The following is a 19,574-nucleotide window of genomic DNA, read 5'->3' on the forward strand; positions in this document are numbered from 1 at the left end:
ACCGTGAGCGGTACGGTCACAGCCGCCGTCCGCCGCCCGGCCTACCGTCCCGCCATGACCGCATTCGACCGGTCCGGCGCCGCCCGGCCCCGAGACCCCGCCGGCCGCCGGTGAACGCGCGCCGGGCGGCCGGCGCCGTCCTCGGCACCGGCGTCCTGCTCTGTCTCCTCGCGGCGGTGGCCGTCACGTCCCTGAGTGTCCGCGTCGACGGCACGAGCATGACCCCGACGCTCGAGGACGGCGATCGCGTGCTCGTCGCGCCGGGTTCGGCGGGGGAGGCGCGCCGCTTCGACGTCGTGCTGCTCCGGGCGACCGGCAGGGATGCACTGCTCGTCAAGCGCGTCATCGGCCTTCCCGGCGACCGGGTCGCCATCGTCTCCACGCCGGAACGGCCCTTCGAGGTCCTCCTCCAGGAGCGGGGACAGGGCCCCGTCCGCCGGGTGGTGGCCTCGCAGTGGGCGGCGCAGGCGCGGCGTACGGGCGCCTGCTGCGCACCGGGCGGCACACGGTCGGCGCGGCCGGAGCTGGTGACCGTGCCGGAGGGTTCCTTCTTCTATCTGGGGGACAACCCCGATCTCTCGGACGACTCCCGGGTGTACGGCTGGGGGGAACTCGGCCGCGTCGAGGGGAGGGTCGGCCTGCGGGCCTTCCCCGTCTCGACCTCGCCGGGCCTCGGCGATCGGCCCGTCCTGGAGGAGTGGGCGGGCGTGGAGCGGTCGGCGGGCGGCCTGGAGGGGTGGGCGGGCGGCCTGGAGGGGTGGGCGGGCGTGGAGACGTCGGCGGGCGGCCTGCCGGGGTGGGCCGGGTCGGAGGGGCGGGTGGGGCCGGGGCCGTAAGCGCGCCCCCTACTGGGTGGGGGCGAGGCTCTCCTGGCCGGTGCTCAGGGCGACCCTGACCACCGTGTCGGCGATGCGGCGGGCGGACTCCTCGGGCGAGGCGGTGGACTGGACGATGTGGCTGGCGGTCAGCCGGACCGCCGCGTCCACGGCCAGCTCGCGCGCGACCGGGTCCACGCCGGGCCAGGCCTCCGTGACGTACGCGTCGGCCATCGCCGTCGCGGTCTCGAACGCGGACGCGGACCGGGTGGTGAGGTAGGGGAGGAGGCCGTCCTCGCCGGTGCTCGTCAGCATGGCCTTGATCAGCGGGTTCCGGCCGGCCAGCGTGAGCGTGAAGCCGACGGCGGCCGTGACGGCCGCGCGCAGGTCGTCCCGGTGCGCGTCCAGGCCCTGCTGGATGCCGAGCAGGCAGCGCTCCAGCTCGCGCTGGAACAGGGCCTCGCCGACCGCCTCCTTGGAGGGGAACTCCGAGTACAGCGTCTGCCGGCTGACGCCGACGGCTCCGGCGAGGTGCGCCATCCGGAGCTTGTCGAAGCCGCGGTCCGCGACCGCGTCGTACGCGGCGTCCAAGAGGCGTTCGCGCAGCAGTGTCCGGACCGTCTCCCTGAACCGTGCCATCGGCCCAGCCTAGTCCAGCCCGAATTCTTCCCAGGATTGTCCAGAGTGTTGACACATCGTCGGCAACTGTCCAATTCTCAAACAGGCAGCCGTGAACTGTCAGTTGTGGAGTGGTCCACGGCTGCTGCCGGGTTCACATCCCCCGCGCCGACGGCGCGGGACGACGGTGGGAGATCACATGCAGGAAGAGAACAGAGGCGTCACCCGCTGGCGCAGATCGGCATTCCTGGCCCTGCCCGCGACCGCGGCCGTGGCGGCCATGGCCACGGCGATGGTGCAGGGCGCGCTCGCCGCGAACCTCTCGCTGACGAGCGTCCCCTTCACCCTCAGCTCGAAGACCGTCGCCGCTCCGCAGGGCATCGGCGCGGTCATGCACACCATCGACGCCGGCGGGGCCAAGGGCGCCGCCGAGGTCGGCATCGCCAAGGCGGGCCTCGACGGCATCTGCGTCCACGCCGTCCAGTCGGTCGACCTGCCGGTCATCGGCAGCCTCGGCACCTGGTCGCTCAACATCTCCTCACCCGCGGCGGCGACCCCGCTCACCAGCGATCAACTCGTCGCCGGGGCCGGGCTCCAGGCGAACAAGCTGGTCCTCGACGCCCAGTCGCTCAAGGCGGCCACCGCCACGCTCAACGCGAGCGACGCCACCCCGAACGTGATCGGCGCCGCCGCCGACGGCGCCGGCATCAAGGGCACCGGCATCAAGGACGGCGCCGCCGGTCAGTTCGGCCTGGACGCCAGCGGCGGCCGGACCGACATCAAGAACCTCAACGCCGACGCCAACGGCGCCACGATCTCCGGCGCGATCACCCTGCCGGACCTGGCGATCGCGATCGCCCACGGCGACAGGCCCTGCTGAGTCCGGCCAGACGCCGGATGCCGGGGATCCGCGTCCAAGCGGCGCGGAGGACGCGGATCCCCGGTTCCCTCCCCACCTCGACCCATGACTGCGAGGGCTCACCCCATGACCACCGACCCGCCGCCCGAGCCGACCGGAGCTCCCGCTCCCACCTCCACCGCGCGCGGTGCGCGCCTCGCCTTCCGGCGCTGGCGCCGCACCCGCCCGTTCTGGGCGGCCTTGTGGACCGGGACCGGCGGCTTCGTCATCTTCTTCCTGCCGATGGCACCGCTCGGCCAGATCCTCCAGGTCGGCGTCGGAGGCATCGCGGGCATGTCCGGCGGCGTCGTCCTCATGGCGATGGCCCTGCTGATCCTGCTGCTCCCCGGTCAGCGCCACACCGCAGGCGTCATCGCGGTGATCGCGGGAGTCGCCTCCTTCCCCCTGTCGAACCTCGGCGGCCTCTTCGTGGGAATGGCCCTCTCCGTCCTGGGCGGTTCCATGGCTTTCGCCTGGCTGCCCGAGAAACCCGCCCGGCGGCGCGGCGGCCGTGGCCTCCTCCGTCGTACGCGGTCGGCCGCCGAAACGCCCGTACCCCCCGTATCCGTTGGGAGCGGATCCCCATGACGCACTCCTTCTCCGGTACGCGCCGCATCGGCACGTCCCTCGCCCGGATGCGGACGACCGGCACCCGTGCCGCCGCCGGGTGGAACGCCCGGATGCTCGCCGAGGCGACCGACGGCACCCGGCGCGGCACCCGCTGGGGGCGCGGAGCCCTCGCCTTCGTCCCCTCGGCCCTCGTCGTCGGCGCCCTCGGCACCGCGCTCGCCCACGGCGCGCTCGCCGCCAACTTCAGCGTCGCCGGGCAGCCGTTCACCCTGACGTCCAACGGTGTCGAGGGCAGCGGCTTCGGCGCCATCGTCAACACCCCCGCCGTCGGACGTCCGGACGGCACCACCACCACGAACACGGCCATGGCACGCGTCGGCTTCGCGAGTGCCGGGCTCGCCGGACTCTGCGGCATCGTCCACCAGTCGATTGCCGGAGTCCCGTACTCGCTGCTCCTGACGGGCGGCCAGAAGGTGACGGCCACCCCGCCGGGCACCTTCACCACCGACATTGACGCCTCGAACCTCTACATCCAGGCGACCGAACTCCAGTCGTACGGGCCGACCACCCTCCAGAACGCGGTCCTCGGCCAGTCCGCCGACCAGGTCACCGTCGCCGGCAAGCCCCTCACGGGCGCGCTGCCCGGAGGCTTCGGGCTCGGCTCGGCGGGCGGCGAGGGGGGCAGCTCCATCACGCTCCACGGACTGAACGCCACCGCGTACGACGCCGAGATGGCCGGCGCGCTCGTCCTGCCCGACCTGAAGATCAGGGTCGTCCCGGGAACGGCCACGACATGCTGAGCCGGCTGGGCTCCGCGTACGCGTGGTTCCGGGCCTTCCGCCGGACCCGGCCGTTCTGGGGCGGGGTGTGGCTGATCGCCGGCGGGTGGACCGTCCTCAAGTTCTCGCTCAGCTCCCTCCAGTTGATCGTGAGCACGGGCTTCGGGGGAGTGGCCGGCTACCTCGTCGGCGGCGGGATGATCCTGTGCGGCCTCATCCCGATGGCGCTGCCCGGTCAGCGCTACACCTTCGGAATCATCGGCGCGGTCCTCGCGGTCGTCTCGCTCGTCGTTTCCAACCTCGGCGGGTTCCTCCTCGGCATGGCGCTCGGCGTCCTCGGCGGCTCGATGACCGTCGGCTGGGGCGCCAAACGGCCGCGCGGCACGGCGGCGAAGCGGGTGATGGAGCAGGTGACGGAGCAGGTGACAGAGCGGGTGACGGAGGGGGTGTTGGACCGGGCGCCGAAGCGGGTGTCGGAACGGCCCGGGGGCCGCGTCACGGACCGGGCGGTGGAGACGTGATCCGCGTCGTACGGTCCCCGCTCGTCGCCGTCGCGGCCGCACTGCTCCTCGCCGTCGCCACGGCCGTCTGGTCCGGCCAGCCGAGCAGCGCCGCAGGTCGGGCGGCTGCCGCGCCCGAGCCGCTGGGCGTGCCCTTCCTGCCCGCGCCGGACCCGCTGCACGTGACCATCGCGAGCATGGTCGCCGTCTCGATGACCGTCGACAAGAACGTCACCATCCGGCTGTCCGACGGCACGACCCGCACGACGACCCAGTACACCTTCACCAAGCTCAAGATCCGCTCGCACATGAACGTGACCCAGCGGGCGGCCGGGCACACCCTCACCATCGACGTGCCCGACGAGGGCTCCCTCGGCGGCTACGACAGCGCGGGGAAACCCGAGACGACGACGATGTGGGGCACCATCGGCAACGTCTGCGTCCGGGTCCTCGTCAAGATCTGCGGGGTGCAGGGGCTGCTCGACTTCTTCGGCTCCCTCATCCCCCTCACCGCCGGGGCCGAGGACTTCGTCGGCGACATCTACGCGATCCGTACGGTCGACGACCACGCCGCCCTCGACTCCACCGACAACCCCGTCCACCTCCCCGGCACGATCAAGGTGACCGTCCCGTGAGCCCTGCCGACCACCCCATCCCGGTCCCAGTCCCGGTCCCGCTCCCGGAAGGCCGTACCCACTGGCGTCGCTCGCTCGCCGTCGCCGTGCCCGCGCTCCTCGCGGCGGCCGGCCTCGGGTCCGCCATGGCGAGCGGCGCGCTCGCCGTCGGCCTGCGGATCCAGGACCGGCCCGTCGACTTCACGACCAGCAGTCTGTACGGGACGCAGTACGGCGCCGCGGTCGTCGACCAGCCCGTCGTCCGGCCCGACGGCACCGCCGGCACCGTGCGGGTGCTCCGCATGGGCTTCGCGGACGGTGTGATCAACGGCCTGTGCCTGAGCCAGCGCCAGCAGATCGCGGGAGCCACGTACACGCTGCTGCTCACCCTCGGCGACGACGACCCCCGCTCGTGGGAGATCCGGACGAAGAACACCGTCCTCGACCTGCGGAACGCCACCGGGGTGCTGGACATGGACGGCATCGTCGACCTCAACGTCAACGGCGCCGACGTGAAGACGGTCAAGGACGCGTCCGGGGCGTACGTCGCCAACCCGCTGAGCAGTCCGCAGCACCGCTTCGGCATCCAGGCGCGCTACGCGAAGTTCGACCGGATCGTCGGCACCGCCCAGGACTTCCAGATACCCGGCCTCCTCACCACCCCGAAGCTCACGCTCGCCGTCCGGCCGGGCACGGTCGCCTGCCCCGCCCCACCCGGGCCCGTCGGTACGCCCGGCACGCCGTGATGGCAGACTGCGGCCCTCACCGTCGTCTCCCCGCGCGGCATGGGCGGAGCGCCCATCGCGGGGAACGGCAGGCGACTCCTGGAGGCACCCATGGCGCGGCGACCCGGACCCGCGACCCACGCGACCGATGCGACCGGCGCGATCGACGCGAGCCACGTGGCCCGTACGAGCTGCGCGGATCCCCGATGACGCCGATGACCCCGGGGGCCTGCTGCCGCGCGCGGCCGGCCGAGCCCGGCACCCTCCTGGTCCGCAGCGCGCCGGCGGCTCCCACCGCGGCGGTCCTGCTGCTCCACGGCGGCCGTGCCGACGGCCCGGAGCCGCCGCCCGCGCTCAACCTGCCCGCCCTGCGCATGCGGCCCTTCGTCAGCGCCGTGACCCGGGCCGTCCGGGGCCGGGACGTGCTGGTCGCCGAGGTGCGCTACCTCCATCGCGGCTGGAACGGCCCGCGCGCCGACGCGGCCCGGGACGCCGAGGCCGCCCTCGTACGGCTCCGGGAGCGCGTCGGGCCCGTGCCCGTCGTGCTCCTCGGCCATTCCATGGGCGGCCGCGCCGCGCTCAGCGCCGCCGGCGACCCGGCCGTCCGCGGTGTCGTCGCCCTCGCGCCGTGGTGCCCCACCGGCGAGCCCGTCGACCACCTCGGCGGCCGACGGCTCTACCTCCTCCACGACGAGGCCGACCGCGTCACCTCGGCCCGAGAGTCCTGGGACTTCGTCCGCAGGGCGCGGGCGGCGGGCGCCGACGCGGCCGGCATACCGATGCCGACCGGCGGCCACGCCATGCTCCGGGGCGCAGGCTTCTGGCACCGCCGCGCGGCCGAGCTCACGGCGGCGCTGCTCTCGCACGGCTGACGCGCCTCAGGAGCGGAGGAGACCGGCGCAGGCCTCGTACGTCGCACGGTGCACCGCACGCGCGAGCCGCGCGCCCCAGAGCGACCGCGGCCCGGCGAACGACTCGACGGACGGTCCGGCAGGCGAGGCGGTCGAGGGTGCGGCCACGCAGACGGCGTCCGTAGGCGTGCCCGAGGCGTCCGCGCCGAGTTCGACGAGGGCCTGGACCTTCGCCTCGGTGGCGGTGGCGACCGCGTTGACGAGGGCGGCGTCCGTGAGCGGCACGGGCAGCGACACGATGATGTTGATCGTCCCCGGGCGCGGGGCCGCGACGCCCCCGGTCCCCGGAACGGCCGCCCAGCCCCGTACCCCGATCCCGGCGGTGACCAAGGCTTCGGCGCCGCCGTCCGACGCGTGCCGCCGGTTCTCGACCGACGCCGCCGTCATGAGCCCCACCCCGGGGCCTTCGAGCCCGGCCCCGGAGGCCAGCGCGCGGAGGTGGGCGACGGGGTCGAGCCGGTCGTAACCGGGCGGGACCTGCGCGTTCAGCACCCACGCCCGCTCCCCGATGCCCCCGCCGAGGACGGCGCTCGACACCATCCGGACACCCGGTCCCGGGGCCCACACCAGGAGGGGCCACGTGCGGCCCTGTTCGGTGTGGGTGAGCAGGGCGGCGTCGGCGAGGGACGGGCTCGCGAGGAGAGTTCGGGGAAGCACCTCCCCAGACTAGAGACGCCGGTCCGGGTCACCGCGTCAGGGCCGCCCCCACCTCGGCCGCCAGAGCGAGGGGGTCCCCGGTCGGCGTCGTCGGATACCGCTGGTGCCCGCGCGCCCAGGCGTCGTCCCGCGCGAACCAGTCGATCGCGACCGGTTCCGTACCGCTCGCCAGCGCACTGTCGAGGCTCGCGAAGTACGCGGCCCAGCGCGGCGCGTAGACGTCCCGGACGAGCCCGGCCCATTCACGGTTGGCGTAGTCGTGCAACCCGCCCGTCTCGCTCGGCCCCCGGTCGCCCCAGGTGGTGAGGATCGAGCGGGCGTCGTACTCCAGCCGGTCGCGTTCGTCCGGGTCGGCCGCCCAGGAACGGGCGTCGGCGAGCCACGGGCCGAGCAGGAAGCGCCGGTCGGAGGCGACCAGCCGCCCGAGCAGCTCCAGATGGGCGTTCCACTCGGCCACCCGCTCCCGGAACCCCGCGAGGTCCCCCGCCTCGTACGCGGCCTTGATGCGCGGCAGCAGGACGCGGCCGCGGTTGGTGAGCGCCTGCCGCGCCACGTCCACGAGGTCGTAGCGGTACGCGTCGGTGGTCCGCAGCTCGGGAGCCACCTTCAGGAGCTCCGCGAGCGCGCGCTCCACGGTCGCGGCGTCGTACCGCATGGAGGCCGGGCTCCAGCGCGCGGCCCTGACCGTCGTCAGGCTCGGCCGCGCGGCGAAGAGACTGTCCTGCGGCTCGCTCCAGGTCCCGGAGCGCGTGCTGTACGGGCCGCGGCGCAGCTGCTCCCACGCGGCGGCGGCGTGGGGGTCGGCGCCGCCGTAGCGCCGGGCGGCGTACTCCGCGAACCAGGCGCTGTGGTCGATCGGGCCCGGCTGCCAGGCGAGTTCGGTGAACAGGTCGAACGCGGCGGGATTCCCGCCGGTGCCCTCCGGGAGGTAGGCGATGCCGCGCAGCGCGGAGCCGGGTGCCGTCAGCCACGCGTGGAAACGGGTGACCCACACGCCGGTGTTGGCGCCCAGGCTGGTGTGGCCGCCGAAGTTGCCGATCGCGCCGAACGCGTAGGGCGTGCCCTCCCACTGGGTCTCGCGGTCGAGGCCGTCGTAGCGGTCGGAGAGACCGTCGACGACGAGCACCCGGCGGCGGTCCACGCCGCTGAGGAGAGCGGTGGAGGGGTTGCGCTGCCAGCCGAGCATGACCCAGGTCGCGCCGGGGTGCGCCGCCTCCAGGGCCCGCTGGACGGCGCCGGCCGCCCCCGCCACGTCGACGGAGCCCGGGGTGCCGCCTTCGTGCAGCAGGTCCATCTTGAACATGTCGCTGTCACCGAACCGCCGCTGCTGGGCCCGGTAGTAGGCAGCGGCGAGCCGCTCGAAGACCGGCCCGGTCGGATCCAGCCAGTCGGGCCGGGCGAAACCCACCCACCGGCCCTGCGGGACCGTGACCGCGCCCGGGTTCCGCGCGGCGAAGTCCGGCGGCACCGTGCCGAAGAAGCCCGGCAGCACCGGGGTCATCCCCAGCGAACGCAGGTGCCCCGCGATCCGGCCGCCCAGCCGCGCGCGGGCCTCGATCAGCTGCTCGGAGACCGGGCCGCCGAAGCCCGACATGTTCTGCAGCAGCCACCAGCCCTGATGGGCCGGGCCCGGAATCCAGTCGCGCAACTCCGCCGCGCTGTAGCCGAATTGCCGGAGAGCGCGGTAGTACGGATACTCGGCCCCCGTCGGCACGAACACCTCGTTCACGCCGTGCAGCGCCATCAGGTCGATGTCGCGCCGGTACGAGGCGAAGTCGCGGTAGGCGCCGGAGTAGCCCTCGTCGGTGTCGTTCAGGGCGTAGCGGTGGGGCACGGCCGCGCTCCGGGTGATGGTTCCGGTGACCGCCGGGAGCGTGCCGGGCAGCCGGCCGAGGCTGTCACCCGGCCAACCGATGTCGACCCCGGCGACCCGCTCCAGGTACCAGCCCACTCCGGTGAGCAGCGTGGCCGGCGAGGTGCCGCGCACCTGGATCGCCCCGGCCGTCCCCGAGACCGTGAACGAGTCGCCGGTGGCCGGCTCCTCGACCGCGACCAGCTCGAACTGCCCCGCCACGGACGGCAGCAGACGCTCCAGGCTCGCCCGGGCGGGCGCCGGATCGAACGCGGGCCCGGCCGGCCCGGGGGCGGGCGGGGCCGCCGTCACGGCGGGCGCGGGCGCGGTGGCGGCGGGTGAGACCGCCGTCAGGGTGGCGACCGCCGCGACGGCGAGGGCGTGACGGCATCGAAGGTTCAGGCGACTGGCCATCCGGCTCCCTGATCGAGGAGGGCCCTCTTGCCCGAGGGGGCGAGCAAGACGACGAACATGACGAGGACGATGAAGTTGAGGAAAATCCAGCTCAGTGTCGGGCGTCCCGCGCCCACGAGGACGCAGGCGGAGCCGTGGACCGGCGGGTGCTCATCCTCGCGGGCGCAGCCGGAGCCGTGAACCGGCCCGCTCATGCTCCGAGAGCCCTGCGGGATTGAAGCGTGGCGGGCCGGGCAGGCGCCGCGTAGTCGACAGGTCGTCGACGCGGACGCAGGGAGGAGATCCCCCGTGAGCATGGTGAAGGAAACCTCGGTGACCGCTGACGTGGCGCAGAAGGGGGTCGTGACGTTCCAGCGTCTGGACGAGGCCCATACCCGGGTGAGCCTGGCGATGGACTTCGAGCCCCAGGGCATGGCGGAGAAGGCAGGGGACATGCTCGGGGTCCTGGACCGCCGGGTCAAGGGTGACCTCAGGCGGTTCAAGGGCTTCATCGAGGAGCGGGGCGTGGAGAGCGGCGGCTGGCGGGGGCGCATCAGCCCCACGGACGCGGTGGGCAGGCCCTCTCCCACCGGGACTACCGGGACCATCGGGACCGGAATGCCCGGTGCCGCACCGCCTGACGACAAGCGGTACGGCTGACCCCCACGGCCATGGTCCCCGGGGACCGGCCGTTCTCCGCGTCTCCGCGTGGGGGGCACCGGCATGGGTGAAGAAGCCCCCGCCATGGGTGGTTGGGTGGGCGCTGATGTGATGACGGCCGGCCGTGGGCGGTCGGCGGGAGGGCTATCGGCGGGCCAACGGGTCCTGGGAGAACGGGCTCTGGTCGAGGTGGGCCAGGAGGTCGGCCGGGTTCCGGTAGACGGCTCGGGCGCCGGCCTCTTCGAGGTCGGCGCGCGGGATGCCGCCGCAGAGCAGGCCCACGCACGTGACGCCCGCCCGAGCGCCCGCCTTCATGTCCCAGACCGTGTCGCCGACGAGGACGGCGCCGCGCGCGGGCGCGTCGGCGAGGCCGAGGGCGTGGTGGACGGGGTCGGGCGCGGGTTTGCCCTCGCTCACGTCGTCGGAACTGGCCGTCGCGGTGATGGCGTCGTCGGCGTCGACGGCCCGGCGGAGCGCGTCCAGCTCGTGGTCCTGGGCGGAGGTCACGAGCACCACCCGCCACCCCCTGCCGTGCAGCTCGCGCAGCAGCTCGGCGGCCGAGTCCAGCGGCGGCAGCCGGTCGAAGTACGTGCCGTAGAGGGTGTCGTGGGCCGCGCCCAGCGCTTCGTCCTCGTCCTTGTCGTGGTCGGCGCCCAGGAGGTGATCGAGCAGGTCCTCCCCTGGCAGACCGATCGCGCGGTGGATGTCGTGCATCATCACGTCGTGGCCGGCCTGCCGCAGGGCCTCCCACCAGCACGTGACGTGAAGGTGGTTGGTGTCGGCGAGGGTGCCGTCCACGTCGAACAGCGCGGCCCTGATCATGAGCTGCCTCCTACCGGGACCCGTGGCCGAGGCATGGCGACTCGTCCTGTGCCGGAAGGGTCGGGGCGGTCGGAATGCTCTGACGGGCATTGCCGCGCCTACCCGTCACGGCCCCGTGCACTCCCGGAGAGGGGGAGGGTTTGTGACGCTTTATTCCGGTTAGGGGCTCCAGGTGACACGCCCTCGTCATCTCCTACGTGGTTCGAGTGAGGTGCCATGGCCTCCAAGACCGCCCCGCCCACGCCGCCAGGGGTCGCCCCACCCGCCGGCCTGAGCCCCCCGGATCCGGCCGACGGCCCGCTGCCCAAGGACCACACGCAGGCGATCCTCGAAGTCACCAAGCACGTGGCGGCGCTGCTCAAACGCACCGGGAAGCCCTTCGCCCTGGCGGGCAGCGTGGCCGCCTTCGCGCACGGTCTGCCGGCCCGCTTCCAGCACGACACCGACTTCTGCGTCCGGCCGGAGGACGCCGACGCGGCGATCAAGGCCCTGGAGGGCGGCGGCATCGCCATGCGCAGGGCCCCCGAGGACTGGTTGGTCAAGGGCCGCTCGGGCGGAGAGGAGATCGACCTGATCTTCGAGCTGGCCAGGCGTCCGGTCAGCACGGAGCTGCTGGGGCGGGCGAGCGTCAAGGCGGTGGACTCGGTGTGGATGCCGGTCCTGTCGCCCACTGACCTCATGGAAAGCCGCCTCGCGGCCCTCTGCGAGCACTACTGCGACTTCGGCGACCTGCTGCCCATGGCCCGCATGCTGCGCGAACAGATCGACTGGGACCGCCTCGACCGGGATCACCGGGCCGCCCCGCTCCCCGACGCCTTCCTCCACCTGCTCGAAAGCCTCCGGGTCATCGACCGCCGTCCCGGGGACGAGGGCCCCGACGAGAGCGAGGACGCACAGTGACCTCCGTCGAGATCACCGAGTACCGCATCGAGCACCTCCGCGACCGGCTGGCGCGCGAGGAGACCGCCGTACTCGGCGTACGGGTCGAGACGCACGGCGCCCGTGTCGTCGTCCGGGGCTGGGTCCCCGACGAACAGTGCCGGTCGGCCGTCCTCCGCCTCGCGGGGGAGGAGCTGGCGGGCCTGGACTGGTACGACGACCTCACCGTGAGCCACCCCGCCCCGCCCGATCGTGCCGAGGAGCTGTCGTGATTCGCGTGGCGGCCGTCGGGGACATCCACCTGGGCCCGGACAGCGCCGGGCTGCTGCGGCCCGCCTTCGACACCCTCGGTACGTGCGCGGACGTGCTGCTGCTGGCCGGCGACCTCACCCGGCACGGCACCCCGGAGGAGGCCCGGGTGGTGGCCGCGGAGGTCGCGGGCCTGCCGGTGCCCGTCGTCGCGGTCCTCGGGAACCACGACTACCAGAGCGACCGGGAGCAGGACGTCACGCGGGAGCTGCGGGCGGCGGGCGTGCACGTCCTGGACGGCGAGGGGATCGCTCTCGACCTCGCCGGGACGAGGGTGGGAATCGCGGGGACCAAGGGCTTCTGCGGAGGCTTCGCCGGACGCAGCGGCAGCGAGTTCGGCGAGCCGGAGATGAAGGCGTTCATCCGCCACAGCCGCCGGTGCGCGGAGGCGCTGGGGCGCGCGCTGGGCGAGCTCGGCGGCGCGGCCTGCGCGCTGCGGATCGCGCTGACGCACTTCGCGCCCGTACCCGACACGCTGGCGGGCGAGCCCCGGGAGATCTACCCCTTCCTCGGCAGCTACCTGCTCGCCGAGGCCATGGACGAGCAGGGCGCCGACCTGGCCGTCCACGGCCACGCCCACCTCGGCACGGAACACGGCATGACGGCCGGCGGGATCAGGGTCCGCAACGTCGCCATGCCCGTCATCGACCGGGCCTTCGCCGTCTACCACCTCCCGGTGGACGGAGACGCGCCGCCCGTCCCGGACGGGCATACGGGCTCCCGCCCCGGGTAGGCGCGGGGCGTATCCGGAGTCGTACACCGGTGAAGGAAGTGAGCGACGTGCGCATCGCGTTCCTGACTGCGCCCAAGGGCGTGGAGGAGATCGAACTGACCGCACCCTGGAAGGCGGTCGAGGAGCACGGCTGGACCCCGCGGCTGGTCTCGACGAAGCCCGGACGGGTCCAGGCGTTCCGGCACTTCGACAAGGGCGGCACCCACCCCGTCGATCACGTACTCGCCGGTGACACCGCGGACGCGTCCGACCCGTTCGACGCGCTCGTCCTGCCCGGCGGGGTCGCCAACCCCGACGCCCTCCGCATGAGCGAGCGGGCGGTCGGCTTCGTACGGAGCTTCTTCGCGGCCGGCAAACCGGTCGCGGCGATCTGCCACGCGCCCTGGGTCCTCGTGGAGGCGGACGTCGTACGGGGCCGGACGCTGACCTCGTGGCCGAGCCTGGCCACCGACATCCGCAACGCGGGCGGCACCTGGGTGGACGAGGTGGTGCACGTCTGCCACGAGGCGCCCGCGACGCTCGTCACCAGCCGCAAGCCGGCGGATCTGGACGCGTTCTGCTCGGCCCTTGTACGGGAGTTCGCCGGCGCCCGGCACTCGGCGGCCGCGGGTACCTGAGCCGCGCGCAGGTGAAGCCTGTGGGCTGACAAGCCCGTGGGCTCATCCGCGTACCTGACAGGCCCGTGGGCTCATCCGGGTACCTGACAGGTCAGCCGTCAGGTCAGCCACCCACGATTCAGCCGCGATTCAGCCGCCCACGATCCCGCGCACGTTCTCGATGCTGCCGCAGCCCGACGCCAGCTGTTCCGCGCGTTCCTTCAGGAACGCGGCGCCCAGTTCGGCCCTGCGCTCGTCGGGGACGTTCTCCCGGGCGGCGTTGAGGATCGTCCGCTCCTCCTCGTCCACGTGGTGGGTCACCGCCTCGACCAGGTCCTCCAGCCGTCCGTCCCACTCCTCGGAGCCGACGTCGTCCACTTCCAGCAGGGCAAGCAGCGCCTCATTGCCCTCGGCGTGCTCCTTCTCGCCGTGCTCCACCTCCTCGTCGTCGACGTGCTTGAAGCGTTTGAGCGCGCCGTAGACCTCGGTCTCCTCCGCCTCGCCGTGGGCGATGAGCAGGGCCGAGAACTCCTCCAACGCCTTCGCGCGGTCGGCCTCGACGCTCCGCATCCGGCGGAACAGGTCCTCCATGGTGCGGTGGTCCTTGAGGATCACCGCCACGACGTCCTGGTCCTTTTCGTCACCTGCCACACCACTCGCCTCCTTGCCGGGGAATCACGGAATCGTGCCGGGGAACCACGCCGGGGGATCAGGGCGACCTCCCCCACCTGCCGCACCCCGCGCCGGGCCCCTGCCCGGAGCGGGGTGAGCGACACGGTCGGGTGTGGGCCCCGCTACTTCTCGAACGTGTCCTTGATCTTCTCCTTGGCCTCGCGGGCGTTGCCCTTGGCCTGCTCCGCGCGTCCCTTCGCGGTGAGACGGTCGTTGCCGACGGCGCGGCCGGTCGCTTCCTTGGCCTTGCCCACGGTCTGTTCCTTCTTGGCGCGCATCTTCTCTTCGCCGGACACGGTTCGCTCCTTTCGCCGGGAATCGGTCCTCCGCTGCGTCTAACCCGTTCCGGCGGTGCCAAACAGGTCAAACAGGACCATGGCCCGAGTGCCCGAGTGCCCGAGTGCCCGAGTGCCCGAGTGCCCGAGTGCCCGAGTGCCCGAGTGCCCGAGTGCCCGAGTGCCCGAGTGCCCGAGTTCCGGAGTTCCCGAGTGAGGGGCTGCGCAGTGGGTAGACGCCGATCGGAAGGCGATGCCGTGACGCACACAGACTGGCTCCTGACGACAGGGGAGCGGGGCAACACCGCGACCCGCCTGGACGCGCGGCACCCCGACGGGTCGCCTTGGACCGAGGGGAACCACGCACGGGCCCTCGTGCACGGCGCCACGTACTTCGCTGAGCTGCTGGCGGGCATCCGTGCGCTGCGTACGGGAGACCTGCTCCTGTTCACCGACTGGCGCGGCGACCGCGACGAGCGGCTCGACGGGCCGGGCAGTGAGATCGGGACCGTCCTCGCCCGGGCGGCGGAGCGCGGGGTCGTCGTCAAGGGGCTGCTGTGGCGCTCGCACCTGGACGGCCTCCACTTCAGCCAGCGGGAGAACATTCGCCTCGGCGAGGAGATCGAGGACGCCGGCGGCGAGTGCCTGCTCGACCTGCGCGTACGCCCCGGAGGCTCGCACCACCAAAAGCTGGTGGTGCTGCGGCACCCCGGCCGCCCCGAGCTGGACGTCGCGTACGTCGGCGGGATCGACCTCTGCCACAACCGCAACGACGACGCCGGCCACGGTGGCGACCGCCAGTCACTGCCCATGGCCACCGTCTACGGGCCGCACCCGCCGTGGCACGACGTCCAGCTCGCCCTCCGCGGACCGGCCGTCGGCGACGTCGAGACCGTCTTCCGCGAGCGCTGGCAGGACCCGGCACCGCTCAGCCGCAGCCCCCTGGTCCGCCTGCGGGAGCTAGCGCGCCGCGAGGACGTCAGCGCGGGCCGGCTGCCGCCGCAGACGGCCGATCCGGCACCGTGCGGCACCCAGGCGGTGCAGGTGCTGCGGACCTACCCGAACCGGCTGCTGCACGGTTACCCGTTCGCGCCCGACGGCGAGTTCAGCATCGCGCGGGGTTACACCAAAGCGCTGCGGCGGGCCCGGGCGCTGATCTATCTGGAGGACCAGTACCTGTGGTCGCCCCGCGTGGTGGACCGGTTCGCCCGGGCGCTGAGCGCGCACCGGGAGCTGCGGCTGATCGCCGTCATCCCCTCCGTCCCCGAGCAGGACGGCCGGCTCACCCTGCCGATGAACCTCATCGGGCGGATCACGGCCCTCGACGCACTGCGCCGCGCCGCCGGCGACCGCGTCGCCGTCTACGGCCTGGAGAATCCTGCCGGAACCCCCGTCTACGTACACGCGAAGGCGTGCGTGATCGACGACGTGTGGGCCTCCGTCGGCTCCGACAACGTCAACCTGCGTTCCTGGACGCACGATTCGGAACTCAGCTGCGTCGTGCTCGACCGGAGCGCGGACCCGCGGGCCCCCTCCGACCCGGGCGGTCTCGGCGACGGGGCGCGCGTCTTCGCCCGCGAACTGCGCCTGGAACTCATGCGTGAGCACCTGGACGCCCAGGACGCTCCGGGGCGGTCGGTCACGGACGCGCTGTGCGACCCGGTGGCCGCCTTCGCGGCCTTCGACACGGCCGCCGCCGGGCTGGACGACTGGCACGCGGGCGGTTGTCGCGGTCCGCGGCCGCCGGGTCGTCTGCGCCGGTACGTTCCGCCGGAACTGCCCACAGCGAAGCGGCTGCTCGCCACTCCGCTGCACCATCTCCTGGTCGACCCGGACGGACGGCCGATGGGTATGCGGCGGCGTAACGCGTACTGAGGGGATCCGCTTCAGTCGCCCCTCGTGAGGTCGGTGAGCGCGTCACGAGGGGACTCGTGGGAGTTCGTCCTGGCGCGGACCGTGAACACGTGCTGCGTACCGGTGAGCTCGAACAGGCGGGTGACGCGGGGGCCGGGGGCGACCAGTACGAGATCCTTGCCGGCCTCGGCGGCCGTCCCGTTCACGTCCAGCAGGACGCCGAGTCCCGAGGCGTCGCAGAAGGTCACTCCGGACAGGTCGACGTCGAGGCCGCGGCGGCTGACCTCCAAGGCCGCGAGGAGGGTCTCGCGCAGGTCGCTCGCGCAGTCGATGTCGATCTCTCCCCGCACGCCCGCCAGCACGCGGTGAGGGCCGCGCTCGACGGCCACGGCGACCGAGGCCGGGCGCACGGTGGCGGCGCTGTCCGAGGCGGGGGCGGGCTGGAAGCGGTCGGGCATGGCCTCTCTCCCTTCGAGGTCAGCTCATGCGTGCGTGCCCTTGGGTCCCGGCCGCGTCTCGGCCGTGGCGGATGGGGCGGTCGAGGTGGAGGGGGCGGTCGAGGTCGAGGGGGTCTCTTCGTCCGGTGGGGTGTCGAGTCCGGCCAGGAGGTTCAAGAGGTCCGCGATCTCGTGGGGTCCTTCGGCGGGGTGGCGGAAGTGGGTGCCGGGCGTGATCCGGTAGTGATTGCGGCGGCCGTGACGGGTCCGCGTGAGGTAGCCCGCGTTCTCCAGGTCGGTGACGATGGCCTGGGCCGCGCGTTCGGTCAGCCCACAGGCCTCGGCCATATCGCGCAGCCGCGTCTCCGGATCGCGCAGGATCATCACGAGGATCCGGGCGTGGTGGGTGACGAACGTCCAGCTGGTGCGCGGTTCGGTCGGCTCCATGTCCGACATTATATGATTTGAACTTCCGGTTTCGCCAGACCGGAATCCGGCGCCGTATGTAGCGGTGCGTATCTGCTGGAGCGGTACGCATCCGCCGTAGCGGTAGGCATCCGCCGTAGCGCTAGGCATCAGCCGTGGCGGTACGCAGCCGCCGTGGCCAGTCCGGCCGGCCCGGGGAGGGCCGGCCGGGGCGTCCGGGTCAGGCGAGGTCGAACCGGTCCAGGTTCATCACCTTGTCCCAGGCCGCCACGAAATCACCGACGAACTTCTCTCCCGCGTCCGCGGAGGCGTACACCTCGGAGAGGGCGCGAAGCTGGGAGTTCGAGCCGAAGACGAGGTCCACCGCGGTGGCGGTCCACTTGAGCTCACCCCCTGCACGGGCACGGCCTTCGTAGACGTTCTCCTCCGTGGCCGACGCCTTCCACTCCGTGCCCATGTCGAGCAGGTTGAGGAAGAAGTCGTTGGTCAGGGACTCCGGGCGCTCGGTGAACACGCCGTGTCGGTTTCCCCGGAAGCCGGTGTCCAGGACGCGCATGCCGCCGGTCAGCACCGTCATCTCGGGTGCGGAGAGGTTCAGCATGCTCGCGCGGTCCAGGAGAAGGGTCTCCGGCGACAGCTTCTCTCCGGGCCGCAGGTAGTTGCGGAACCCGTCCGCCCGGGGTTCGAGCACGGAGAACGACTCCACGTCGGTCTCCTCCTGCGAGGCGTCCGTGCGGCCCGGCGCGAACGGGACCGTGACGGTGTGCCCGGCGTTCCTCGCCGCCTGCTCGACGCCCGCGCAGCCGCCCAGCACGATCAGGTCGGCGAGCGAGACCTTCTTGCCGCCGGTCTGCGCGGCGTTGAAGTCCTGCCGGATCCGATCGAGGGTCTCCACCACCCCGGCCAGCTCGGGCGAGGCGTTGACCTCCCAGTCCTTCTGCGGCGCGAGCCGGATCCGGGCCCCGTTGGCCCCGCCCCGCTTGTCCGTGCCGCGGAAGCTCGCCGCCGCCGCCCAGGCGGTGGCGACCAGCCGGGAGACGGACAGGCCCTCGCCGAGGATGCGGGCCTTGAGGTCGGCGATCTCGGCGTCGCCGATGAGCGGGTGATCGACCGCGGGCACGGGGTCCTGCCACAGCTGCGGCGCGGGGATCCACGGTCCGAGGTAGCGCGAGAGAGGGCCCATGTCGCGGTGCAGGAGCTTGTACCAGGCCTTCGCGAAGGCATCCGCGAGCTTGGCCGGGTTCTCGTGGAAGCTCTTCGCGATCGGCGCGTAGACCGGGTCCAGCTTCAGGGAGAGGTCCGTCGTGAGCATCATCGGAGCGTGCCGCTTGGACGGATCGTGCGCATCGGGCACCGTGCCCTGCGCCGAGGGGTCCGTCGGGGTCCACTGCTGCGCACCGGCCGGGCTCGTCGTCAGCTCCCAGTCGTACCGGAAGAGGTTGTCCAGGTAGCCGTTGTCCCACTTGGTCGGCTCGGTGGTCCAGGCGCCTTCGAGCCCGCTGGTCATCGCGTCGTCGCCGACGCCGGTGCCGTACGAGTTCCGCCAGCCCAGGCCCTGGGCCTCGACGGGGCAGGCCTCGGGCTCCGGACCGATGTACTCGGGGTCGACGGCGCCGTGGCATTTGCCGAAGGTGTGGCCGCCGACGATGAGCGCCACCGTCTCCTCGTCGTTCATCGCCATACGGGCGAACGTCTCGCGAATGTCCGTGGCGGCGGCGAGCGGGTCCGGATTGCCGTTGGGGCCTTCAGGATTGACGTAGATCAGGCCCATCTGCACGGCGCCGAAGGGGCCGGTGAGTTCCCTCTCGCCGCTGTAGCGCTCGTCTCCGAGCCAGGTGTCCTCGGGTCCCCAAAAGATTTCGTCGGGCTCCCAGATGTCCTCCCGTCCGAAACCGAATCCGAACGTCTTGAAGCCCATCGATTCCATGGCGCAGTTTCCGGCGAAGACCAGAAGGTCGGCCCAGGAGATCTTCCGGCCGTACTTCTGCTTGACCGGCCAGAGCAGACGGCGGGCCTTGTCCAGGCTCGCGTTGTCCGGCCAGCTGTTGAGCGGGGCGAAACGCTGGGCGCCGGAGCCGCCGCCGCCCCGGCCGTCGGCGATCCGGTAGGTGCCGGCGGAGTGCCAGCTCATCCGGATGAACAGCGGGCCGTAGTGGCCGTAGTCGGCGGGCCACCAGTCCTGCGAGGTCGTCATCACCTCGAAGACGTCCCGCTTCAGCGCCTCGACGTCCAGGGTCGCGAACTCTTCGGCGTAGTCGAAGTCCTCGCCCATCGGATCGGCCTGGGGCGAGTTCGGGTGGAGAACCTGTAGGTCCAGTTGATTCGGCCACCAGTCGCGGTTCGTCCTGGGCCGCGTCGGTGTGGGCGTCGGGGCGGGGATTGCTGGATTCTCGCTTTCGCTGCCGGACACGTCAGCCTTCTTCCTGTCTCGGTGTTTCCGCCTGCGGTTGCCCGCGTGCTCGATCTCGATGATCTGTGCGATATCGAATCGAGCGCTGAGGCCTGCGCCCGTATGGTCGCGCACCGCGCACCGCACCACGGCGAGAACACGCGGGGCATCTCGTGCGACAAGCACGGGG

General features: G+C 72.8%; 23 protein-coding genes and 1 pseudogene. 14 read left to right on the forward strand and 10 right to left on the reverse strand.

The genetic code is table 11. From position 1 onward, the window contains the following. The first annotated feature begins 110 nt into the window (after positions 1–110). The gene (lepB, locus tag ASC82_RS04635) at positions 111–836 is read left to right on the forward strand and encodes a signal peptidase I (protein WP_079039044.1); all 726 of its coding nucleotides are present in this window, start codon (positions 111–113) and stop codon (positions 834–836) included. Positions 837–845: 9 nt separating this feature from the next. On the opposite strand, the gene ASC82_RS04640 is transcribed toward lepB, so the two are convergent. Continuing rightward, positions 846–1,454 carry a TetR family transcriptional regulator gene (locus ASC82_RS04640; RefSeq protein WP_056641941.1) on the reverse strand — a complete coding sequence of 203 codons (609 nt, stop codon included), beginning with the start codon at positions 1,452–1,454 and terminating at the stop codon, positions 846–848. A gap of 178 nt (positions 1,455–1,632) precedes the next feature. Here ASC82_RS04640 and ASC82_RS04645 point away from each other — a divergent pair, with 178 nt between their 5' ends. The 7 genes from ASC82_RS04645 to ASC82_RS04675 all read left to right on the forward strand — a co-directional run bounded on the left by ASC82_RS04645 (position 1,633) and on the right by ASC82_RS04675 (position 6,391). Then, complete coding sequence (locus tag ASC82_RS04645; protein WP_056641944.1) at positions 1,633–2,313, forward strand: DUF6230 family protein; 681 nt, start codon at positions 1,633–1,635, stop codon at positions 2,311–2,313. A 105-nt stretch (positions 2,314–2,418) separates the two neighbouring features. Continuing rightward, a complete protein-coding gene (locus ASC82_RS04650) occupies positions 2,419–2,919 on the forward strand; it encodes a DUF6114 domain-containing protein (protein ID WP_056641947.1) in 501 nt (166 codons plus the stop codon). Further along, entirely contained in the window at positions 2,916–3,701 is a 786-nt protein-coding gene (locus ASC82_RS04655) for a DUF6230 family protein (RefSeq protein ID WP_056641949.1), read from the forward strand. The genes ASC82_RS04650 and ASC82_RS04655 overlap by 4 nt, the downstream gene beginning before the upstream one ends. Further along, positions 3,695–4,201: a DUF6114 domain-containing protein gene (locus ASC82_RS04660; RefSeq protein ID WP_242427550.1), complete on the forward strand. Its 507-nt coding sequence runs from the start codon at positions 3,695–3,697 to the stop codon at positions 4,199–4,201. Before ASC82_RS04655 ends, ASC82_RS04660 begins: the two co-directional genes overlap by 7 nt. Continuing rightward, complete coding sequence (locus ASC82_RS04665; RefSeq protein WP_242427551.1) at positions 4,198–4,815, forward strand: hypothetical protein; 618 nt, start codon at positions 4,198–4,200, stop codon at positions 4,813–4,815. The genes ASC82_RS04660 and ASC82_RS04665 overlap by 4 nt, the downstream gene beginning before the upstream one ends. Next, positions 4,812–5,540 (forward strand): DUF6230 family protein, encoded by a 729-nt coding sequence (locus ASC82_RS04670; RefSeq protein WP_242427552.1) that lies wholly within the window; start codon positions 4,812–4,814, stop codon positions 5,538–5,540. Before ASC82_RS04665 ends, ASC82_RS04670 begins: the two co-directional genes overlap by 4 nt. A gap of 185 nt (positions 5,541–5,725) precedes the next feature. Then, entirely contained in the window at positions 5,726–6,391 is a 666-nt protein-coding gene (locus ASC82_RS04675; RefSeq protein WP_056641952.1) for an alpha/beta fold hydrolase, read from the forward strand. 6 nt (positions 6,392–6,397) lie between these two features. Here ASC82_RS04675 and ASC82_RS04680 read toward each other — a convergent pair whose 3' ends face one another. From ASC82_RS04680 to ASC82_RS30530, 3 genes are all read right to left on the reverse strand, one after another. Further along, positions 6,398–7,039 (reverse strand): adenosylcobinamide amidohydrolase, encoded by a 642-nt coding sequence (locus ASC82_RS04680; RefSeq protein WP_056643226.1) that lies wholly within the window; start codon positions 7,037–7,039, stop codon positions 6,398–6,400. 76 nt (positions 7,040–7,115) lie between these two features. Continuing rightward, on the reverse strand, positions 7,116–9,353 hold the full coding sequence (locus ASC82_RS04685) for an alpha-N-acetylglucosaminidase (protein ID WP_056641955.1): 2,238 nt from the start codon (positions 9,351–9,353) through the stop codon (positions 7,116–7,118). Then, positions 9,338–9,547, reverse strand: a complete 210-nt coding sequence (locus tag ASC82_RS30530) for a hypothetical protein (protein ID WP_056641960.1) — start codon at positions 9,545–9,547, stop codon at positions 9,338–9,340. The genes ASC82_RS04685 and ASC82_RS30530 overlap by 16 nt, the downstream gene beginning before the upstream one ends. A gap of 136 nt (positions 9,548–9,683) precedes the next feature. Here ASC82_RS30530 and ASC82_RS04695 point away from each other — a divergent pair. Then, positions 9,684–9,992 (forward strand): annotated as a pseudogene (locus ASC82_RS04695) (cyclase); the annotation flags it as partial. Between the two features lie 144 nt (positions 9,993–10,136). Here the strand turns inward: ASC82_RS04695 and ASC82_RS04700 are convergent. Continuing rightward, a complete protein-coding gene (locus ASC82_RS04700) occupies positions 10,137–10,814 on the reverse strand; it encodes an HAD family hydrolase (RefSeq protein ID WP_056641963.1) in 678 nt (225 codons plus the stop codon). A 216-nt stretch (positions 10,815–11,030) separates the two neighbouring features. On the opposite strand from ASC82_RS04700, the gene ASC82_RS04705 reads away from it, so the two are divergent. From ASC82_RS04705 to ASC82_RS04720, 4 genes are read left to right on the forward strand one after another with little or no spacing between them, the layout of a single operon-like run. Next, positions 11,031–11,714, forward strand: a complete 684-nt coding sequence (locus ASC82_RS04705) for a nucleotidyltransferase family protein (RefSeq protein WP_056641965.1) — start codon at positions 11,031–11,033, stop codon at positions 11,712–11,714. Beyond that, the gene (locus ASC82_RS04710) at positions 11,711–11,965 is read left to right on the forward strand and encodes a hypothetical protein (protein WP_056641967.1); all 255 of its coding nucleotides are present in this window, start codon (positions 11,711–11,713) and stop codon (positions 11,963–11,965) included. The genes ASC82_RS04705 and ASC82_RS04710 overlap by 4 nt, the downstream gene beginning before the upstream one ends. After that, a complete protein-coding gene (locus tag ASC82_RS04715) occupies positions 11,962–12,735 on the forward strand; it encodes a metallophosphoesterase (protein ID WP_056641970.1) in 774 nt (257 codons plus the stop codon). The genes ASC82_RS04710 and ASC82_RS04715 overlap by 4 nt, the downstream gene beginning before the upstream one ends. A gap of 47 nt (positions 12,736–12,782) precedes the next feature. Beyond that, the gene (locus ASC82_RS04720; RefSeq protein WP_056641973.1) at positions 12,783–13,352 is read left to right on the forward strand and encodes a type 1 glutamine amidotransferase domain-containing protein; all 570 of its coding nucleotides are present in this window, start codon (positions 12,783–12,785) and stop codon (positions 13,350–13,352) included. Positions 13,353–13,481: 129 nt separating this feature from the next. Here the strand turns inward: ASC82_RS04720 and ASC82_RS04725 are convergent, their stop codons facing one another. Then, positions 13,482–13,982: a hemerythrin domain-containing protein gene (locus ASC82_RS04725; RefSeq protein ID WP_277914773.1), complete on the reverse strand. Its 501-nt coding sequence runs from the start codon at positions 13,980–13,982 to the stop codon at positions 13,482–13,484. A 143-nt stretch (positions 13,983–14,125) separates the two neighbouring features. Further along, positions 14,126–14,299 carry a CsbD family protein gene (locus tag ASC82_RS29225; RefSeq protein ID WP_079039045.1) on the reverse strand — a complete coding sequence of 58 codons (174 nt, stop codon included), beginning with the start codon at positions 14,297–14,299 and terminating at the stop codon, positions 14,126–14,128. A gap of 237 nt (positions 14,300–14,536) precedes the next feature. Here ASC82_RS29225 and ASC82_RS04730 point away from each other — a divergent pair, with 237 nt between their 5' ends. Further along, the gene (locus ASC82_RS04730; RefSeq protein WP_056641976.1) at positions 14,537–16,153 is read left to right on the forward strand and encodes a phospholipase D-like domain-containing protein; all 1,617 of its coding nucleotides are present in this window, start codon (positions 14,537–14,539) and stop codon (positions 16,151–16,153) included. 11 nt (positions 16,154–16,164) lie between these two features. Here ASC82_RS04730 and ASC82_RS04735 read toward each other — a convergent pair whose 3' ends face one another. From ASC82_RS04735 to katG, 3 genes are all read right to left on the reverse strand, one after another. Next, positions 16,165–16,590, reverse strand: coding sequence for an STAS domain-containing protein (locus ASC82_RS04735; protein WP_056641979.1), 426 nt, complete (start codon positions 16,588–16,590; stop codon positions 16,165–16,167). Positions 16,591–16,614: 24 nt separating this feature from the next. After that, positions 16,615–17,016, reverse strand: coding sequence for a winged helix-turn-helix domain-containing protein (locus tag ASC82_RS04740; protein ID WP_056643233.1), 402 nt, complete (start codon positions 17,014–17,016; stop codon positions 16,615–16,617). Positions 17,017–17,215: 199 nt separating this feature from the next. Further along, positions 17,216–19,405, reverse strand: a complete 2,190-nt coding sequence (gene katG / locus ASC82_RS04745) for a catalase/peroxidase HPI (RefSeq protein ID WP_056641982.1) — start codon at positions 19,403–19,405, stop codon at positions 17,216–17,218. Between the last annotated feature and the right edge of the window lie 169 nt (positions 19,406–19,574).

The sequence above is a fragment of the Streptomyces sp. Root431 genome (genome assembly GCF_001426585.1).
Classification (GTDB): domain Bacteria; phylum Actinomycetota; class Actinomycetes; order Streptomycetales; family Streptomycetaceae; genus Streptomyces; species Streptomyces stackebrandtii.